The sequence below is a fragment of the Actinoalloteichus fjordicus genome (assembly GCF_001941625.1).
GTDB lineage: Bacteria > Actinomycetota > Actinomycetes > Mycobacteriales > Pseudonocardiaceae > Actinoalloteichus_A > Actinoalloteichus_A fjordicus.
In genome coordinates this window covers 4126319-4140083 of record NZ_CP016076.1, presented here as the reverse complement: position 1 = coordinate 4140083, position 13765 = coordinate 4126319, and the positions used below count along the sequence as shown (strand labels likewise).

The window sequence follows — 13765 nt, the reverse complement described above, 5'->3', positions numbered from 1 at the left end:
CTTCCTGGTCGACATGACCAGCCGCTCTGGCGAGTGATCAGGTTGTCGGCCATCGGTTCTGGGGTGTTCATGATGCTGGGTGTCTGAGTATTCAGGCGCTGCTTGTCTCGGGTTCTTCTGGCGCGGGATTCGCCGGTTCTCCGGATTTCTCGTGCTCGGGGTTCTTCGTATTCGGGGGTCGGCGTACTCGAGTTCTTCGCTCGGGCTCAAGGTGTTTCACCGGACGTCGGGGAAAGCATGATCGCATTCGGGGCGGGCGCTGATTCAGCCCGACGCAGGCATGATTTTCGGCTGTTCTGGATCGGCGGCGCGGCGAACCTGCTCGGTTCCCACGCGTCGGCGCTGGTCCTGCCGATCCTCGTGCTGGCGGTCGGCGGGACGCCGATGACGGCGGGCCTCGTCGGCACCGCGGGCGGGCTCGTCGAGGTCCTGTTCCGACCGATCGCGGGCGTCTACGCCGATCGCGGATCGCGACGCAGGCTCATGGCCGTCGCCGCCCTGGTGGCGGCCGCTGCGATGGGAGCGATCGCGATCGGCGCGGCCACCGGCACCGCCTCCCTGCCGCTGCTGCTGATCGCCGCCGTCGTCGAGGGACTGGCCGCCGCCTGCTACGCCGCCGCCGCCTCGGGAGGGATCAAGGCCGTCCTCCCGGCGGAGTCGCCGGAATCGGCACTCGGCGCGTTACAGGCCCGCGAGCAGGGGGCGCGGCTGGCCGGTCCCGGCATCGGCGGGGCCCTCTACCAGCTCGCCGCCTGGGTGCCGTTCCTCGTCGACGCCCTCTCGTACCTGGTCGCCGCGTTGTGTGCCAGGGGCATGCGATCCGAGCTGCGCGCGGACCGCGACCCCTCGACGCCGCCCGACGTCCGCCGCGGGTTCCGCCGCGAGTTCGGCAGTGGGCTGCGCTTCCTCTGGAGCAGGCCGTTCCTGCGGTTCGTCTCGCTCTGGGCCGCCGGACTGAATCTGATCGTGGGGGCCCTGTACTTCCAGGTGATCCTGCACGCGCGGATCGACGGCTGGTCCGCTGCGGTGCTCGGGCTCGTCCTGAGTGTGGCGGGCGCGGCCGGGTTGGCGGGGGCGTTGACGGCGCCCATGGTGCTGCGACGGTTCCGGCCGTCGCTGCTGGTGGTGGTGGTGTCGTGGGTGATCGCCGCCGTCGTGCTCGCCTTCGCCGTCGTCTCCTCGGCCGTGGGCGTCGGCGTGCTCCTCGCGCTGGTCTCCTTCCTGACTCCCGCGTTGAGCATCGTGTTCCAGTCCAAGGCGATCATGATGACGCCGGACCGGCTGCAGGGCCGGGTCGGCACCGCCATCGGCACCCTCGGCGAGGGGACCGCCGCGCTCGCCCCGCTGCTCGCCGGCGCGCTGGTGACCGTCCTGTCCCCGGCGCAGAACGCCGTCGTGCTCGCCGCCGGACTGGTGCTGTTGGCCCTCTACGCCACGGTCTCCGTGCGGGCCGCCACGGCAGCGGTCGAGCCGGAGTTCGTCGCCGAGCCCGGCTCGGGCCGGGCGGGCGAGCCCGCAGCGGGCGCCGAGCCCGTCGCAGGCCCTCCTGCCGGGCAGTCCCGGTCCACATCGGTCGAGGAGTGAGGTGACATGGACGTCGACGTGCGCATCCACTTTCCCGAGCCGCCCGCCTTCGCCGAGGCGGCGCCCACCAGGGCGGTCTACGTCGGTGATGCCGCAGGCCGGTGCGAGATCTTCGCCTGGGACACCCGTGCAGGCACCGCACGGCAGATCACCGACCGGCCGCAGGGCACCGTCACCTGCGCCATCGATCCCAGCGGCCACGACGTCTGGTGGTTCGACGACGACCTCGGCGGCGTCGGCTCGTGGCGGGTGCGGGCCTTCGACGGCGGCGCCGACCGGTCGGCCGACCTGCCTGCGGGGCGGGCGGCGGGACTGGCGATGGCAGCCGACGGCACCGTGGCCGCAGGCATCGAGGACGACGACGGCCTGACCGTCTACCTGCGGCGGCCGGGCGAACCGGCGCGGCCGGTCGAGCGGATCGCGGGCCATGCCTCGGTGGTGGACCTCGCCGACTCCGGGCGGCTGCTCGCGGTGGCGGGCGATCCCGAGTCGGTGACGGCGGTCCTGCTGCTCGACCTGGCGAACGGGGAGCGGACGGTGCTCTCCGGCGTCGGGAATCCGGTGTGGCCTGCCGGTTTCGCGCCGGGTGGGGAGCGGCTGCTGCTCACCGTCGGAGACGGTGACGGCTACAGGCTCGCCGTCTGGGATCGCGAGAGCGGGTCGACCTCGGCGGGCCGCGTAGGAGATACCGAGATCGGTCCCGCGTTCGACACCGAGATCGCCCCGAGCTGGTATCCCGACGGCGAGCGGATTCTGGTGCGCCAGGACCGCCATGCCCGCAGCATCCTGCACGAGGTGGACCCGGCCGCCGACGTCAGCACGGTCCTGGACACCCCCGACGGCACCATCCTCGCCGCGCGGGTCCAACCGGACGGCGACCTGCACTACGTCTGGACTGACAGCACCCGGCCACCGACGTTGCGCACCGCCTCCGGCACCCGCCCGCCTGGCCGCGAGCGGCGGGACGTGCAGCCGGGGGCGCGGGCCGAGGTCTGGGTGGACACGCAGGCCGGGCCCGTGCACACCCTGCTCACCGTCCCCGACGTCGCAGGCCCGTACCCGACGGTCGTGCTCGCCCACGGCGGTCCCCACGATGCCGCCCGCGACGCCTACGACGCGCTGGTGTCGGTGTTCGTCAGCATCGGATGCGCGGTGGCACGACCCAATTACCGGGGCTCCACCGGGTACGGCGCCGCCTGGCGGGACGCCGTCGCCGGAGACGAAGGGGTCGGGCTGACGCAGCTGCACGATCTGGCCGCCGTGCGGGCCCACCTCGTCGCGAGCGGACTGGCCGATGCGCAGCGGATCGCGGTGTGCGGCGAGTCCTGGGGCGGCTACCTCGCGCTGCTCGCGGCGGGCGTCCAACCGGACCTGTGGCAGGCGGTGGCCTCGGTCAACCCGATCGCCGACTACGCCGCCGCGTTCCGGGACACCACCGAGGCGGTCCGGGCCATGGACGTCCGCCTGTTCGGCGGTGACCCGGACGAGTGTCCGCAGGCCTATGCGGCGGCCTCGCCGTCGACCTATGTCGATGCGGTCCGCGCCCCGGTGCTGATCGTGGCGGCGACCGACGACGAACGATGCCCGCCTGGTCAGGTCGCCGACTACGCCGAGGCCCTGCGACTCAGGGGACTTCCGCCGGAGCTGCTGTGGACGCGCTCCGGACATGAGGGCCACGAGATCGACGTCCACGTCCAGATGCTCGCCACCGTCGTCCGCTTCGTCGGAACGGCGCTGGGGGGAAGACCTGCGTCCGCGCCTGCGGACGCGGGATGACGACAACACCGGAAGAGGGTGAGGACATGCGGAAGAGCGTCGTGAAGAACGACCCCATCAGGGGCAACCGGGATCAGAGCCGGGGAGTCACGGTCGTCGTCTCGGTCGGCGTGCGTTTCTGACGCCACCGGAGACACCCGGGTCGGGGGCGGCGCGGCTGCCTCCCCCGACCCACTTCGGAACCGGCGACCACTGGGGTCGCCGACAGCGAGAGGTTCCACGAGCCGGAAGGCGGGATCGCCGTGCGAGTTCTGCTGGTCAACATGCCCTGGGCCCTGATCGATGTGCCGTCGCTCGCGCTCGGCATCCTCCGCCGCGCCGCGATCAAGGCCGATCCAGCGGTCGAGGTGGACGTGCTCCACGCCAACCTGGACTACGTGGACTGGGTGACCCAGCGAAGCGAGTTCACCATCCAGGACTATCACTTCTATTCGCTGGCCACCTACTTCGCCGGGGTCGGCGACTGGGTCTTCTCCTCGGCGCTCTACGACGATCCCCAGTGGCGGAACGCCGAGTTCGTCGAGCAGGTCCCGATGACCGACGAGCATCGACGGATGTCGTTGGAGCTGCACGCCTCGGCGCCGGACTTCGTCGCCGAGCTGACCGAGCGCATCCTGGCCATGGAACCGGACCTCGTCGGCTTCACCTCCACGTTCCAACAGAACATGCCTACCCTGGCGGTGGCCAGGGCGATCAAACGCGCCGCCCCGCACGTGCTGACCGCGATGGGCGGCGCCAACTGCGACGGCGTTCAGGGCGAGGCCCTGCACCGCAACTACGAGTTCCTCGACTTCGTCATCCGGGGCGAGGGCGAGGTGACTTTCCCCAGGCTGCTGGCGGCGCTCCGACAGGACACCGCGCCCTCGGACGTGCTCGGCTTGTGCTGGCGCGGCCCGGACGGGATCTCGGTGTCCAACCGGATGAACACCCGGCCGTTGATGCCCGCCGAGATCGTCTCGCCCGACTACGACGGCTACTTCGAGCGGCTCGACGTCTCCACGGCCCGAGACTGGGTGGAGCCCAAGCTGGTGGTGGAGGGGGCCAGGGGCTGCTGGTGGGGGGAGAAGCACCACTGCAAGTTCTGTGGTCTCAACGGATCGTTCATGGAGTTCCGCAGCAAGAGCCCCACGGTGTTCTGGGCGGAGATCGTGGAGCTGGTGACCCGGCACCAGGTGCTGGACATGTTCGTCGTGGACAACATCCTGGACATGGGCTACGTCAAGACGCTGCTGCCCACGATCATCGACTCCGGCTACGACCTGCGCATGCAGTACGAGATCAAGTCCAACATGCGGCGCGGGCAGTTGGAGACGCTCTTCAAGGCCGGGCTGGTCAACGTGCAGCCGGGCATCGAGAGCCTGAACAGCCGCGTGCTCAAGCTGATGGACAAGGGCGTCACCGGCTGTCAGAACGTCCGGATGCTGCGGGACGCGGCCACGGTGGGCCTGTCGATCGCCTGGAACTATCTGTACGGGTTCCCCGGCGAGGACGAGGCGGACTACCTGCCCGTCATCGAGCAGATGCCCGCCCTGCACCACCTGCCGCCGTTGGACGGCGTGGCGCGCATCGTGATCGAGCGGTTCAGTCCGTACTTCAACCGACCGGAACTCGGCTTCGGCGAACTCACGCCCGGCGGGGCCTACACCCTCAGCTACGACCTGCCCGAGTCCGAACTGCTCGACCTGGCCTACCTGTTCTCCTCACCGGAGCGCGGCATCGACGAGTCGCTCGGCGACCGGCTGCGCGCCGCCGCCGACCGGTGGCAGCGCGAGTTCGCCGGCAGCAGGCTCTCGCACACCGATCTCGGCTCGGAGATCCTGCTGATCAGCAGGCGGCGCGACTTCGACTGGTCCACGCTGCGCCTCACCGACCCCTGGGACGTCGCGGTGTTCCGGCTGCTCGATCAGCCGCACACCCTCGCCGCGCTGGACCGCAAGCTGTCCGCCGACGGCGGGGCTTCGGACGTCGGGCGGCTGGAGCGGCTGACCCGTCGCTGGCTCGACCTGGGCATCCTGTTCACCGAGTCCGAGCACTACGTCCACGTCGCTCCACTGTCGACGAACCAGGACCTGATGCGCATCGACACCTCGGACCCCGTCGAGGAGACGAGCATGGCCGGAGCCTCCGCATGACCGCCGCCGAGATCACCACACCGGGCCTCGCCCCGCTGACGCTGCGGCTCTGGCGGGAGCACGACGCCGAGGTGCACCACCTGCCCGGTATCGGAATGGGCGAGCTGCCCGCCTCGGGCGATGCCACCGAGCTGGTGGCCCAGCTGTACGAGCAGGGGCTGCGGCGCGTCGGCCTGAGCCGCCCGGTGGACCTGACCGGCGGCATGGACGAGGAGTCGCTGGTCTGGGTCATGGTGCTCCTGCGCGAGCTGACCAGTCGAAGCATCGCCGTGGACTGGGAACTCCGGCTCGGCCCGCACATCGACATCTGGCACCGGCTCAACCACCTCTGCCCGCCGAGGGACCTGCCGGGCGAGCCGAACGCCGAGGAGATCCTCCAGCTGTGGCGGGAGACGTTCTACCTGTGCAAGTGCGCCTACCGGCGAGGTCCGGGGTTCGTGGAGGTCCGGGACCGGCGGGCGGGCTCGCTGTCCCGGTTCATCGTCGACGATCCCGAGTACCTCGCCGCGATCGATCTGCTGCTCGACGGGACGCCGGTGTCGGCGGTGCCGGAGCACGTGCTGGCCGCGTTCGTGGCGGAAGGGTTGGCGGGGACGGCGGGCAACCTGGCCTGGTGGCTGCCCTATCGCATCCGTCGTTGGCCGTGGCCGTCGATGATCGTGTGACCGGACGCGGCTTTCAGAGCGGACCGTGCGCAGCGCCGAGGTGACCGGGCGGTGCCCGGGCGGGCAGAGGCGCCGCCGTCCGCTGCCCCGGCGTCTTGATCCTGCCTGCGTCGAGCTGTCCTGGCCTGGCCGTGGTCGTCCTCATCGAGAGTCCTCCGCCGTCCGACGCGGTGCCCGCGACGGCTGCCGAGCACGGGATCTGTCGCGGAGGCGGGAGCCGGGCCCGGGTGCGCGGGCCCGACTCCGCCTCTCACCGGGCGCCGTCGTTCACTCGGCACCGTCGAGGACGAGGTGGTCCGTTGGGTTCGTGGGCGGCTCCGGATCGAGGCGCGCGCTCTGCGTCGTTTCCGCTGAGGCCGACGCCGCCGCGTCTCGGGCCCGGTCGGCGAACACCCACCGGTTGGTGCCCACCGCGTCGTGCTGCTCGGGCAGCGGTCCGCGTCCGTACTGCGCCGTGAAGTCGAACGGCGTGCGGACCGTCGTCGACCAGCCTCGCCCGGTCAACTCGGCGGCCGAGGAGGGCCGAGGCTCGGTGTCGAACAGTGCGAGCAGGTCGACGCCGATCTGTTCGAGGGCGGTGGAGTAGAGCGGATTGGCGCGGACGGCCGGTGACTCGGCGCCGATTTTGATCTCGTACGCCAGGCTGCCGCCGCCCGCCGCCGTCAACAGGTCCACCGTGTCGACGAGCCGCCGCTCCGCCGCAGCGGGCAGATAGAGCAGCAGGCCCTCGGCCAGCCAGACGCTCGGCTCGGTGGCGTCGTAGCCCGCCGCGACCAGCGCGCCCGCCCAGTCCTCGCGGAGATCGGCGGCGATCGAGTGCAGCGACGCCGTCGGTCTGGCACCCAGCCGGTCGAGCACCGAGTGCTTGAAGGACAACACCTGCTCCTGGTCGATCTCGAAGATCGTGGTGCCGTCCGGCCAGCCGAGGCGGAACGGCCGGGCATCGAGGCCTGCGCCGAGCAGGACGACCTGACTGGTCCCGCGACCGGTCGCCGAAAGCAGGAAGTCGTCGAGGACCCGCGTGCGCAGACCGAAGTAGCGTGCCAGCCTGCCCCAGAGCGGACACGCGTCGCCCCCGGGTGCGTCCTCGATGCGGACCGGCCAGTCCGCCGAGGCGCGGGCGGCGCGGACGAAGTGCTCCGCGTAGACGTCCTGGGCGAGCGAGTCGGCGCGGTGGGTCTCGATCGCGCGTCCGGCGGCGACCAGCAGGGCGGTCCGGCCGACGCCCTCGATCACCCCGGCGTCGTGCGGTGAACCTGTCACGTGTCCTCCTCTGCTGCCGGAGTCGACGTCCATCGCTCCGGACGATCGTGGGTGGTGATCTCCGCGCCGTACACCACGGTCATGAATCGCAGGATCTCCTCGTCGGGCAGGTGCAGGCTCGTCGTGCAGTCCGACAGCACGGTCACGTGCCTGCCCTTCTGGAACGCGGTCCGCGCCGTGGAGTCGACGCAGACGTCGGTGTAGAGGCCTGCGAACACCAGATGTGCGATGTCCTGCCGCAGGAGGTGTGCCTCGAAGCCGTCGGCGAGGAACGCGTCGAAGCAGGCTCGTTTGGTGAAGACGTGTTCCTCCGGTGCGGGGGAGACCCGGTGGAACTCCGCTCCCCACGAGCCGCCGCGGCACTTGGGCTCCTTGCCCAGCGCGAGGTCTCGACGTCGCCAACTGGGGCCCTGGAGTTCGCGATCGCCGAGGAAGCGGACGAAGAGGACCTCGACGCCGTGGGCGCGCGCCGTGTCCACGGCGCGGCAGGCGTTCGTCGTCACGGCGTCCAGCGTCGCCGGGTCGCCTCGGTAGCGCGCCGTGGCTCGCGGCCCGGTGCAGAAGTCGTTCTGCAGGTCGACGACCACCAGCGCCGATCTCGGGCGAGCGGTCACGGCGCCGCAGAGGGGTCGGCCGGGCCGGTGTCGGCCGCCGGGGCGACATGCGGCTCCAACACGTCCAGCAGCGCGTCCACCACGGCCGTCGTCGAGTGGCTCCCGCCGAGATCCGAGGTGAGGATCTCCCGACTCCGCAGCGAGTCGAGAGCCAGTTCCATCGCCTTCGTCGCACCCGTGCAGTGGACATGTCGTTCCATCACCGCCGCCGCGGCCCGGACCGTCGCCATCGGATTGACCCGGTTCGTGCCTGCCAGGTCGTCGGCCGAACCGTGCACGGTCTGGTACTCGACGAGGCCGGACACCTCGGGATGCAGGTGGATGTTCTCGGTGAAGCGGCTCTCCTGTCGCTCGGCGGCGAACCGGTCGAGCAGCACGGCGTGCATGATGTCGGCCCATTCGTTGCCGCTGATGATCACCGTGCGAGGGGACAGGCCGCGCTCGATCAGATTTCGGTTGACCGTGTCCGGCTGGCACAGCGCGATGTCGACTCCGTGGCGGGCAGCGGCGTCTGCCACCCACTCGGCGAAGGCGCCGTCGAGCAGGTGGAACTTGTAGGCCATGATGATCTCGCGGACCTCGCCGTCCGGCCATTCGTCACGGGCCCGACGTAAGGCGAAGGAGATCACCTGATCGGTGATCTCCCGGCTGAATGTCATCGTGCGGGTCACCACGCCGGGCACATGGCTGTTCTCGCCGGTGTAGAAGCCCTGGGCCGCATCGCGGATGAGCAGTAACGAGGCCTTCTGTGCTTGGATGACGTCGACCTTGACCGCCCGGAGTCGTTGCCGCACCAGATACAGCGACTGGGCGTTCATCGCGGTGCGGAAGATCGCCGACGTGCCCGAGACCGCCTGGTCACGACAGAACTGCTCGTAGTGTGCGGCGTCTTCTTCGGTGAGCTGGCGAATACGTTCCAGGTCGCCTTCCGGTAACAGTGAGAAATAGGAGTGGTAAATCCTCGGCGAACGCGTGATCACAGCCGTCGTCGAGTACAGCTGGCCGATGTTCTGGACGGTCCTCTCGAAGACGTCCGCCAACTCCGGTCCCGTTCCTCGGCCGACGGCAAGTCCGATGTTCCGTTGCACCGTGCTCCTTCGTCCTGGCGGTCGGGTCGTCGATGTCCGGCCGGTGTGGCCGGGCGCCGAGGTGCGCTCGTCTGCGCCTCGGGGCTGCTCTGGCGGGGGACGACTGCGGCCCGCTGCGGCTGATCCGCTCCTAGACACCCGCAGGGACGGGCGAGTACACCGACCACCCCACCGCGAGCCGTGCGGAAGCCAGGACAGTCGACGCGAGCCGACCGCCCCGGCGTGTTCTCGGCTCGGTCAGGCGTTCGTGACCAGGCGATCTCCGGCGATTCCCGCCTTGTCCGGCGAGTAGTAGTCCTTGATCTCGGCCACCCAGGTCGCCACCGAGATCTCGTCTGCCTCTGTCGGCTCGAACGCGTCGAAGAGTGCGTTGACGCCGGCGAGATCGAACCCGATGGCGGTCATGAGTGCGACGAAGAGGGGGCGCTCGATGAGTCCGTCGCCGTCCGGATCGCCGAGTGCGGCCAGCGACTCGGCGAAGTCGTTGATCGTCTCCTCGAAGCGCTCGGGCGACAAGACGCAGGCCGTGTACTCCTCGAAGCTGACGACCCCGTCGCCGTCGGCGTCCAGCTCCGAGGCCAACGTGGACCAGTACCGACGAAACGCCGCCAGCGCGGCGGACTTCGCGTCCTCACCGGCGCCGGTCGCGGCTGCGGACACCCGAGCGGCCATGAGTTCGAAATCGTCCGCCGCGAGATTTTCCGAGCCGTCGGCGTCGAGAAGGTTGAAGATGAGCTTAATTCGATCGAGGGCTTCCGCCTGCATTGACCTCTCGCTTTTCATCAGGCTTCGGACAGGGAATGGAGATTCCTCGCCATGGCAGGCAGGAGTCGCCGAAGTCCGCTGTCGTCGAGCGGGCTTTCGGGCTGTCGATTCGAGCGGCGGCTGCCGACTTCCTGCTTCCGGCGGGGCGGAGATGATCTCCATCGCCTACTATGCCAGGCGGTGTCTGGTGCGTCCCTGAAATAATTCGCGGCCACCAGAAAGAGTGAGGCATGTCAGCGCCGATCGAGGAAGCTGGTCACGCTGGGTAGCGAAGGGCGGCGGTCGGTCCCCGACCGTACGCTCCTGGCTGGGCCGATCACGATGACGGCTCGTCGATCCGGCGCGATCTCGGGCGCAGCGCGGTTTTCAATGCCGCCGACCGAGCATCCGCAACGAAGGAGACAGCTCATGAGCCGCCTGCAGTACCAGTGCACGATGTCGTTGGACGGCTTCATCGCGGGAGCGGCGGGCGACATGTCCTGGCTGACCGAATACGCGAGCTCCGCGGCCGTCCAGTCCGACACGGCCTCCGACCTCGACTCCGCCGCCGATCTGACGGACGACCTCGTCCCCGCCATCGGCGCCGTCCTCGTGGGCAATCGGACCTTTCGAGGCGACGACCCGAACAAGGGCACCGACAGCGAGGGCGCCTACGGCGGCCAGTGGAGCGGGCCGACCTTCGTGCTGACCCACCACGTCCCCGCCGAACCGGAAGTCGACGTCACCTTCTCGGACGATCTTCACGGCGCCGTGGCCGCCGCGAGAGCGGCCGCGGGCGACAAGATCGTGGGCGTGCTCGGCGCCGACGTCGCCCGCCAGTGCATCGAGGCGGGTCTGCTCGACGAGCTGCTCGTGTCCATCGCGCCGGTCCTGCTCGGCGACGGCGTCCGACTGTTCGACCGGCCGGGCGGCTCGCCGGTCCGGCTCCAGGTCCTGGACGTGTCCGGGCTGACGATCGTGCTGCGCGTCGTCCGGTAGACCGGAGTCGGTGGGCTGTCGTCGATCGGGGGCCCTCGACACGGCTCGGAACTGGCGAGGGAGGGGCGTCGGGACCGGCGATCCGGGAGTGACGGAAACAGTCCGGCGCTGCTCGGCCGTACCTTCGCGGCGCTCGCCGATCCTGTTCGGCGCGCACAGACGTCCGGTCGTGAGAAGGGTGAGCCGGGGATGGCGGGGCTCGCTGCGGCCGTCGACATCAGTCGGCCGAGATCGCCCGTCAGCCGAAGGCGGTGGAGCACGCCTGCCTGGTCACGCGGGGCGCGTAGTGCAGGCCGTCCCGATGGAACGCCGCTCCGCGGACGGTGTTCGATCCCGGTTCGACGACAGTCATCACGCGGATCGTGTGACGACTGCCGTCGGTATGCCGGGACGCGACGCCTGCGGCGCCCGTCACTCCGATTCGGCCGGTGACGTGCGCGGTGACTCGGGCTGCGGCGCGGCCGATCGGGACTCGCCCGGCGGCGGCCTGCGTACCGCGTGTCGCAGGACCCGCAGGACCGTCTTCGGGCGTAGCAGGGCCTGCGGAGGATCCACGAGTCCGGCGACACGCATGAAGGCGTCGGTGATCCCCGCGTCCTTGCTCGCCGCATACTGCAACCGTGCCATGTACGCGTTGACGACCTTGGTCTTCACCGACCTGGGACCCTCCGCATCGGGGAAGTCCAGATCCCCGCCCGCCGAGACGTCCCACGGCGCGTCGACAACCCTGGCGACGTCGGCGAAGAACCGCTGCGGGACGGGCGGCGTGCCCAGTCGAAGGTGATCGAGAAGCGTCAACGTCTCGATGGCCGCGACGCTCATACCCTGACCGTAGACGGGATTGAAGCTGCACACGGCGTCACCCAGCACCAACAGCCGCTCCGGGAACCGTGCCAGCCGCTCGTAACGACGTCGGACGCTGGTGGGGAAGCGGAACGACACCGGGTCGTCGAGCGGCTCGCCTTCCCGGACCGCCGTGTAGATCTCCGGGATCGGCAGCGATCGGACGAACTCCAGGAACGCCTCGGGTTCGGTCGGCGGATGGTCGCCGAGCAGACCCGTCAGCGACAGGACGCACACGTCGCGGCCGACCTGGCCGAAGAACGCGCCTCGGGGGTGCGCGGGGGACGCCACCGGGTTGATCGACTGCACCCCGTCGAACCACTCCGGGCGAGTCCGATAGTGCCTGGTCGTGTAGGCGAGGTCGATCTTCACCCTGTCTTCGTCCGGCCGAGAGTAGCCCAACTCCTGTAACCAGACCGGGGTGCGCGAGCCCCGGCCGGTCGCATCGACGACCAGGTCTGCATCGAGCAGCTCCTCGGCCGTCGCCTCGTCTGACTGCACCCGAACGCCCACGATCCGGCTCCGGGAGGTCGCTGCCCGGAGCCCGAGGATGCGATGCCGTTCGAGGAACGTCACGTTCGGCAGTTCCGCGACCCTGGCCCGGACGTGGTGTTCGAGTACCGGTCTCGGCGCGGTGACCGAGGTGAGTCCGGTTCGAGCCGGGCTCAGCCGTCGAGCATTGAAGTACCAGCGCATCTCGCCGAGATCGCCCGTCGGAACACCCGTTGCCACCAGCTCGTCGGTGAGGCCGGGGAACAGCTCCTCCAACGCGAGATGGCCTCGGGCGTGCAGTCCGTGTGCGTGTCGGGTGTGCGGTGCACCTCGGCGTGGTCCGTCCACCCCGAGTATGGTGTCCCGTTCCACGACCACGACCTCGGCGTAGTGCTCGGCGAGGGCGCGGGCGGCGAGACACCCCGCCATGCTTCCGCCCAGCACCACGGCGCGTCTCCCGACCTGACCGGCCATCGGTTCGACCTCCTGATCCCGCGCGTGCCTGTGCCGCGCCCGTACTGGAAACTGACGACTTGTTCAGTAGGCGACGACGGCGCGGAAGCGGACGGAGCCCGTCGCCACCGCGGCTGCGGCCTGCGCGATCTGCTCGGGAGCGAACACCTCGATCCGGGGCGTCACCTCGCCTGCTGCGGCCGAGGCGAGCGCCAGTGCCAGGTGCTCCATCCCACCGTGTGTTGCACCGAGGATCTGTTGTCCGTGCGCGAAGAACGGCCGAGCCAGGTCCGGCGGGATGCTGAAGGGCTCCCGGCCGTCGATGCCCGCCAGCACCATGCGACCGCCCGGCCGCAGTCCGCGCATCGCTTCGCCTGCACTGGAGTAGGACGGTGCGGTCGCCAGGATCACGTCGGCGCCGCCTGCCGCGTCGAGTTCCGTGCCGCTGCCGAGAACGAGCGTGGCACCGAGATCCGCTGCGATCGCGTGTTTGTCGGATGACCGGGTGATGGCGACGGTCTCGAACCCGGCGGCAGCGGCGAACTGAACCGCGAGATGCCCGATGCCTCCGATGCCGAGCACCGCGACGCGCTCGCCGGGCCGAGGCGCCCCGACGCTCAGTGCGCTCCAGGCGGTGTACCCGGAGCACAGCATCGGCGCGGCCAGCTCGTAGCTCAGGTCGGCGGGCAGGAGGACCGTGCCCGCCGCCGGAGCGAGGAGCCATTCCGCCTGTCCGCCTGGCGCGGTGAAGCCCGTCGTCGCCGGTGCGGCGCAGGAGAACGCCGCGCGGCCGGACAGTCGGCTGTCGCGCCTGCACTGCGCACATCGTCCGCAGACGCCTTGAATCCAGGTGACGCCGACCCGGTCGCCCACCTGCCGGGACGTGACTCCGGCGCCGACTTCGACCACGTCGCCTGCCGGTTCGTGACCGGGGATGGCGGGCGATGTCGACGGGAACGGGAGGATGCCCAGCCCGGCCAGCACGTCGTTGTGACAGATCGCCGAAGCACGGACCCGAATCAGCACCTCGCCCGGTCCGGGGCTCGGCCTCGGTGTCTGGCGAAGTTCCCAGTCGGCGCCAGCCGCCGGAATGACCACGGTTCTCATCGTCA

13 protein-coding genes are annotated in these 13765 nt (G+C 70.2%); 6 read left to right on the top strand and 7 right to left on the bottom strand.

What is annotated here, in order from left to right:
- Positions 1–237 precede the first annotated feature (237 nt).
- From UA74_RS17725 to UA74_RS17710, 5 genes are all read left to right on the top strand, one after another.
- Positions 238–1584, top strand: coding sequence for an MFS transporter (locus UA74_RS17725; RefSeq protein WP_075741271.1), 1347 nt, complete (start codon positions 238–240; stop codon positions 1582–1584).
- A 6-nt stretch (positions 1585–1590) separates the two neighbouring features.
- Entirely contained in the window at positions 1591–3360 is a 1770-nt protein-coding gene (locus UA74_RS17720) for an alpha/beta fold hydrolase (protein WP_075741270.1), read from the top strand.
- Complete coding sequence (locus UA74_RS34020) at positions 3357–3482, top strand: hypothetical protein (protein ID WP_257787475.1); 126 nt, start codon at positions 3357–3359, stop codon at positions 3480–3482. The genes UA74_RS17720 and UA74_RS34020 overlap by 4 nt, the downstream gene beginning before the upstream one ends.
- A 120-nt stretch (positions 3483–3602) precedes the next feature.
- The gene (locus tag UA74_RS17715; RefSeq protein ID WP_075741269.1) at positions 3603–5492 is read left to right on the top strand and encodes a RiPP maturation radical SAM C-methyltransferase; all 1890 of its coding nucleotides are present in this window, start codon (positions 3603–3605) and stop codon (positions 5490–5492) included.
- Positions 5489–6157, top strand: a complete 669-nt coding sequence (locus UA74_RS17710; RefSeq protein WP_075741268.1) for a DUF5825 family protein — start codon at positions 5489–5491, stop codon at positions 6155–6157. Before UA74_RS17715 ends, UA74_RS17710 begins: the two co-directional genes overlap by 4 nt.
- 13 nt (positions 6158–6170) lie before the next feature.
- Here the strand turns inward: UA74_RS17710 and UA74_RS34015 are convergent, their stop codons facing one another.
- The 5 genes from UA74_RS34015 to UA74_RS17690 all read right to left on the bottom strand — a co-directional run bounded on the left by UA74_RS34015 (position 6171) and on the right by UA74_RS17690 (position 9887).
- Positions 6171–6302 (bottom strand): hypothetical protein, encoded by a 132-nt coding sequence (locus UA74_RS34015; protein ID WP_257787474.1) that lies wholly within the window; start codon positions 6300–6302, stop codon positions 6171–6173.
- A gap of 122 nt (positions 6303–6424) precedes the next feature.
- Positions 6425–7420 carry an SAM-dependent methyltransferase gene (locus tag UA74_RS17705; RefSeq protein WP_232237303.1) on the bottom strand — a complete coding sequence of 332 codons (996 nt, stop codon included), beginning with the start codon at positions 7418–7420 and terminating at the stop codon, positions 6425–6427.
- Entirely contained in the window at positions 7417–8034 is a 618-nt protein-coding gene (locus tag UA74_RS17700) for a cysteine hydrolase family protein (RefSeq protein ID WP_075764940.1), read from the bottom strand. Before UA74_RS17700 ends, UA74_RS17705 begins: the two co-directional genes overlap by 4 nt.
- Positions 8031–9122 (bottom strand): isocitrate/isopropylmalate family dehydrogenase, encoded by a 1092-nt coding sequence (locus UA74_RS17695; RefSeq protein WP_075741266.1) that lies wholly within the window; start codon positions 9120–9122, stop codon positions 8031–8033. The genes UA74_RS17700 and UA74_RS17695 overlap by 4 nt, the downstream gene beginning before the upstream one ends.
- A 237-nt stretch (positions 9123–9359) precedes the next feature.
- A complete protein-coding gene (locus tag UA74_RS17690) occupies positions 9360–9887 on the bottom strand; it encodes an EF-hand domain-containing protein (protein ID WP_075741265.1) in 528 nt (175 codons plus the stop codon).
- A 408-nt stretch (positions 9888–10295) separates the two neighbouring features.
- On the opposite strand from UA74_RS17690, the gene UA74_RS17685 reads away from it, so the two are divergent.
- On the top strand, positions 10296–10865 hold the full coding sequence (locus UA74_RS17685) for a dihydrofolate reductase family protein (RefSeq protein ID WP_075743934.1): 570 nt from the start codon (positions 10296–10298) through the stop codon (positions 10863–10865).
- 411 nt (positions 10866–11276) lie between these two features.
- Here the strand turns inward: UA74_RS17685 and UA74_RS17680 are convergent, their stop codons facing one another.
- Positions 11277–12674 carry an FAD-dependent oxidoreductase gene (locus tag UA74_RS17680; RefSeq protein WP_075741264.1) on the bottom strand — a complete coding sequence of 466 codons (1398 nt, stop codon included), beginning with the start codon at positions 12672–12674 and terminating at the stop codon, positions 11277–11279.
- Between the two features lie 63 nt (positions 12675–12737).
- On the bottom strand, positions 12738–13760 hold the full coding sequence (locus UA74_RS17675; RefSeq protein WP_075741263.1) for an alcohol dehydrogenase catalytic domain-containing protein: 1023 nt from the start codon (positions 13758–13760) through the stop codon (positions 12738–12740).
- Between the last annotated feature and the right edge of the window lie 5 nt (positions 13761–13765).